The following is a 5,660-nucleotide window of genomic DNA, read 5'->3' on the forward strand; positions in this document are numbered from 1 at the left end:
CGGCCCCCGCCCCGGAATTCCCTGCGGACCCCGGCCTGATCGCCCTCCACGACCTGGCCGGCCGCCCCCGCGGCACCGGCTTCGTGGCCGACCGGCACGGCACCGTGATCACCAGCCACGAGGCCGTCGACGCCCTGCCCCGCCTCGTCCTGCACGGCGCGCAGGGCCGCCACAGCATCGTGACCGCCGACGCCGTCACCCCCCTGCCCGCCCTCGGCCTGGCCCTGGTGCGCGGCGGCGACCTCGGCGTCGCGCCACTCCCGGTCACGTCGCGGGACACCGTGGCGACCGGCGCGTACGTGCGGATCCCCGCCGGCGGCTGGCGCGAGGCGCGGATCCTGGGCACGACCACGGTCACGTACACCGCCACCGACCGCGCCCACCAGGTCCCCGGCGCCCTGGAGCTGGCCGTCGGCACCGCCGGCCGGGACGCGCTGCGGCTCGGCGGCGGAGCGGCCGGCGGCCCCGTGCTGGACCCCGCCACCGGCACCGTCGTCGGCGTCCTCGGCACCGCGCTGCGCACCGCCGCCTCCGACGTCGGCTTCGCCGTCCCCCTGCGCCCCACCGTCCCCGCCCTCGCCGCGCTGCTCATGGAGAACGCGGCCACGGTCCCCGCGTACGGGACCGACCTCAACCTCGCGGGACTGGTCGGGCTCACCACCGCTTCGGTGGCTCGCCACGGCCCGCGGGGGACCGTGGAGCCGGTCGAGCCCGTCGAGAGAACCGGCCCCCGCGCCGAGCTGTACGCCTTCGAGCGGGGCGAGACCCCCGTGCTCGGCCTCGTCGGGCCGCCCGGCAGCGGCCGCAGCACCGAACTCGCCGCCCTCGCCGCCCGTCGCCACCGCGAGGGCCTGCCCACCCTGTGGCTGCGCGGGGCCGACCTGCGCGAGGACGACGCCTCGGTCGCCGACGCCGCCCGCCGCGCCCTGGAGCGGGCCGCCGCCGACGTGACCGCGAGCCTGCCGTTCCCGCCGCAGGACCCCGGCGACCTCGCGCCCGAGCGTCTCGCCGCGCTCGCCCGCACCGCCGGCCGCCCCCTGCTGCTCCTCCTCGACGACCCCGAGCAGGCGCCGCCCGGCCTGCACCGGCGCCGCGCCGCCTGGACCGAGCAGACCGCGCGCTGGCTGCGCGCCACGGGCACCCGCCTCGTGGTGTCCTGCGGCGCCGAGCACTGGGAGGAGACCGGCCGGTCCTATGCCCTCCGGCACCCCGCCGGCACCGGTCCCGGCGGCCTCCCGCCGTGCGTGGTCCTCGGCGACCTCACCGCCGACGAGGCCCGCGAGGCCCGCGGCCGGTACGGCATCCCCGAGGGCGCCGTCACCGACGCCGACGCGGCCCACCCGCTGACCCTGCGGCTGCTCGCCGAGGTCCGCTCCGGCGTCGCCGCGGCGCCGCCCGACGGTCCCGTCGACCGCGACGACGTGTTCGCCGCCCACCTGGACCTGACCTGCCTGCGGATCGCCCAGCGCCTCGCCGGAGGGCTCGGCGCCCGCGGCACGGCCGTACGCAGGCTGGCCGCCCGGGCCGCCGGGAAGGCGCACGAGGCGGCCCGCCGCTGCCTCGGCACGGAGGACGGGGCGCTGGACCGCGCGTCGTTCGAGGAACTGTTCCCCGCGGCGGGCGCCGGCACCGCCTTGGAGGCGCCCGGCCCTACGGTTTCGGGTGGTTCGGCCGTCGGGCGGGCGGACGCCGCGTCGGACGGGGTCGGTGGCGTGGCTTCGGGTGGTCGGGTCGTCGGTCGGGCGGACGCCGTGCCGGAGGGGCCCGGTGGTGTGGCACCGCGTGGCGCTGTCTCGGGATGGGCGGACGCCGTGCCGGAGGGGCCCGGGGGCACAGCCCTCGGATGGGCGGACGCCGTGCTCGCCGAAGGGCTGCTCGTCCCGGCCGGGGACGGGTACCGGTTCGGGCACGAGGAGCTCGCCGACTGGCTCCAGGGCGCCCACCTCGACCTGGACGGCGCCCTGCACACCCTGGTGCACGCCCCCGCCCCCGCCGACGGCACCGGTGGTGACACCGACCCCGTGCCGCGCCACCGCATCGGCCCCGTCGTCGAGGCCCTGCTGTGTCTCGCACGCTGGCACGGCCCCGCCCGGCTCGCGTCCCGCCTGGCGGACCTGACGCACGCCCTGGACGCCGACCCCGGCTCCTGGTGGGCCTCCCGCCTGCTCACCGGCGCCCTCACCCGCGTCCCCGACACCGGCCCGTACACGGACGTGTTGCGGCTGCTCGCCGACCGCGTGGTGGCCTGGCGGGAGCAGCGGCGGACCGTCCCGCCCGAGCTGGGCCCCGCCTTCTGGACCCGGCTGCGGCTGCCCGTGGAGGCCCGCTGCGCCCTGCTGCGCCGCCTGGTGCTCGCCGACGGACCCCCGTGCGAGAGCGGCCCCCGCTTCCTCGACGCCGTCGCCGGACTGCTCACCGCCGACCCCGCGACCGTCCTGCCGTACCTGATCCGCTGGTTCGACGACGAGCGGCCCCTGCCGGCCACCCCGCACGCCACCGTGGCGACCGCCGCGCAGGCCCTGCTGCACACCCACCGCCACGCCGCGCCCGACGCGCTGACCGAGGCGCTCGCCGACAGCCCGAACCGGCGCGCCGACGAACTCCTCGCCGTGCTCGCCGAGGAGGAGCCGAGCGCCCTGTGCCGTGCCGTCGACCGCTGGGCCGAGGACCCGCGCCCCGCGCGCCGGGCCGCGGCCGTCACCCACGGCCTGCGGGTCGCGCCGTACGCCCGTGACCTCGGCGACCGTACCCTGCTGCGGTACGCCGCCCTCGCCGTCCTGGTGCGCACCGCCGACCGCGCGCTGCACGGCGGCGCCCTCGCCCTCCTGGTCCGCGACCCGGACAGCAGGGGCCGCCACCTCGCGCGCGCCCTGGAGCGCTTCGCGGCCGGCGACCCGGGCTTCCCGCCGGACGCGCTCTCCGACGCCCTGACGACCCACCCGGAACCCGTCCTCGACGCCTTCCGCACCCGGCTCACCCAGGGCACCGACCCGGACGACACCTTCCGCGCCCTCGCCGACGCCACCACGCCCGCCCTGGCCCGGCCGGTCGCCGCCCTCGTCCGGGACGCGGCGGCCCTGCGGCCCGAGCTGACCGGCTGCGTGTCCGGGTACGCCGACCGCCGCCTCGAGTACGGCCCCGCCGCCCGCGCGGTGCTGCGCCTGCTCCTCACCGACCTGCTCGACGACGGCCCGCGCCCCATGCGGTCGGCCCTCGCCGGTGTCCTCGCCGCGCCCGGCACCTCCGCCTCCCGTCCCCTGCGCCGCGGCCTGCTCGACACGCTGCTCGCCCAGGAGACCGACCCCGGGGTACTGGACGCGGTGCTGTGCGCCGCCGCCCGCACCACCGGACCCGAGCTGCGGGTGCTCGTCCACCGCACGGCACTGCTGCTGGTCCGCACCCCCGAGGGCGCCGTACGCCTCGACCGCACCCTCGCCGAGCTGGTCCGCCGGGTACCGGGCCTCGCGGCGGCCGTGGCCGGCTGGCTCGCGGACGCCCCGCACGTGTGGGGACCGCTCGTCGGACCCGCCACCCGGGCGGTGATCGACGAGCTGACGGGCGCGGCCGTCCCCGTCTGAGGCCACCCGGCGCGTGCACGTCGTCACACAGCCCCCATGCCGATGCGAGCCGGACGCACCCGGCATGGCACTCTTAGAGCTGCGCAGAGAAGTCCACGGACTCGGGTTCGTCCGACAAGGTTTCGACAAGGAGCAGTCACAGTGCAGCGCTGGCGTGGCTTGGAGGACATCCCCCACGACTGGGGGCGCAGCGTCGTCACCATCGGCTCCTACGACGGAGTGCACCGCGGCCACCAGCTGATCATCCGGCACGCCGTGGACCGCGCCCGCGCGCTCGGCGTCCCCGCGGTCGTCGTCACCTTCGACCCGCACCCCAGCGAGGTGGTCCGCCCCGGCAGCCACCCGCCGCTGCTCGCCCCGCACCACCGGCGCGCGGAACTCATGGCCGAGCTGGGCGTGGACGCGGTGCTGGTCCTGCCGTTCACCACCGAGTTCTCGAAGCTGTCGCCGGCCGACTTCGTGGTCAAGGTGCTGGTCGACAAACTGCACGCGAAGGCTGTCGTCGAGGGCCCCAACTTCCGCTTCGGCCACAAGGCCGCGGGCACCGTGGCGTTCCTCGCCGAGCAGGGCGAGGTGTACGACTTCGAGGTCGAGGTCGTCGACCTGTACGTGTCCGGGGAGGCGGGCGGCGGCGAGCCGTTCTCCTCCACCCTCACCCGCCGGCTGGTCGCCGAGGGCCAGGTCGAGGGCGCCGCCGAGATCCTCGGCCGCCCGCACCGCGTGGAGGGCATCGTCGTCCGCGGCGCCCAGCGCGGCCGCGACCTCGGCTTCCCCACGGCCAACGTCGAGACGCTCCCGCACACCGCGATCCCCGCCGACGGGGTGTACGCGGGCTGGCTGCACGCGCAGGGCGAGGCGATGCCCGCGGCGATCTCCGTCGGCACCAACCCGCAGTTCGACGGCACCGAGCGGACCGTCGAGGCGTACGCCGTCGACCGCGTCGGCCTCGACCTGTACGGGCTGCATGTCGCCGTGGACTTCCTGGCGTTCGTGCGCGGCCAGGCGAAGTTCGACACGCTGGACGACCTGCTGGTGCAGATGGCGCGGGACGTCGAGCGGTGCAAGGAGCTGGTCGCGGCCGCCGAGCAGAAGGCGGCCGAGGAGGACGAGGGCGCCGGGCAGGACAAGGACGCCTGACGGGCCTGAGCTTGCCCCCCGGGGGTCAGCGTGCCGCCGTCGCCCAGTGGCACGCCACCCCCGCGGTGCCGTCGCCGGGCAGGATCCCCGGGTCCCGGGTCCGGCACGCCCGCGCCACCCCGGCCCGTTCCGCCTCCCCGCTCGCCAGCACCTGGCAGCGCGCGTGGAAACGGCAGCCGGACGGGACGCGGGACGGGTCCGGCGGTTCGCCGGTGAGGACCACGGGGTCGCCCGGAGCGTCCGGGAGCACCGACAGCAGCGCCCGCGTGTAGGGGTGCCGGGGAGCGGTCAGCACCTGCTCCACCGGCCCGGTCTCCACGATCCGGCCCAGATACATCACCGCCACCCGGTCGGCGATGTTCCAGGCCAGCCCCAGATCGTGCGTGACGACCAGCGCGGACAGGCCCAGTTCGTCGCGCAGGCGCAGCAGCAGCGCCAGGATCTCGCCGCGTACGGACGCGTCCAGGGAGGCCACCGGCTCGTCGGCGACGAGGAGTTCGGGCTCCAGCACCAGCGCGCCCGCGATCACCACCCGCTGGCGCTGACCGCCGGACAGCTCGTGCGGACGGCGCAGGAAGAAGCGCTCCGGCGGCCGCAGCCCGGCCCGTGACAACGCCTCGGCCACCGCCGCCTGTTCGTCGCCGCGGTGCCGGTGGACGCGCAGTCCCTCGGCCACGGCGTCGTACACGGTGTGCCGGGGGTTGAGCGAGCCGCTCGGGTCCTGGAGTACCAGCTGCACCCGCTTGCGGTACGCCTTCAGGGAGCGGCCGGAGTACTCCAGGGGCCGCCCGTCGAAGGTGACGCTCCCGGCGGTCGGCCTGACCAGGCCGAGCAGGGCGCGGGCCAGCGTGGTCTTGCCGCACCCGGACTCACCGACGAGGGCGACGATCTCGCCGGGCCGGATGGCGAGGTCGACCCCGTCCACGGCCCGGGCGTCGGGTGCGC

General features: G+C 77.5%; 3 protein-coding genes. 2 read left to right on the top strand and 1 reads right to left on the bottom strand.

Translation table 11 applies throughout. From position 1 onward, the window contains the following. On the top strand, positions 1-3,578 hold a 3,578-nt coding region (locus CCN29_RS31855), incomplete at its 5' end, for a trypsin-like peptidase domain-containing protein (RefSeq protein WP_086686009.1). Positions 3,579-3,719: 141 nt separating this feature from the next. Further along, a complete protein-coding gene (locus CCN29_RS31860; protein ID WP_006130369.1) occupies positions 3,720-4,715 on the top strand; it encodes a bifunctional riboflavin kinase/FAD synthetase in 996 nt (331 codons plus the stop codon). A 25-nt stretch (positions 4,716-4,740) separates the two neighbouring features. On the opposite strand, the gene CCN29_RS31865 is transcribed toward CCN29_RS31860, so the two are convergent. After that, the coding region (locus CCN29_RS31865; RefSeq protein WP_086686011.1) for an ABC transporter ATP-binding protein at positions 4,741-5,660 on the bottom strand (920 nt) is incomplete at its 5' end.

The organism is Streptomyces pseudogriseolus (genome assembly GCA_002154585.1).
Taxonomy (GTDB): Bacteria; Actinomycetota; Actinomycetes; order Streptomycetales; family Streptomycetaceae; genus Streptomyces; species Streptomyces pseudogriseolus.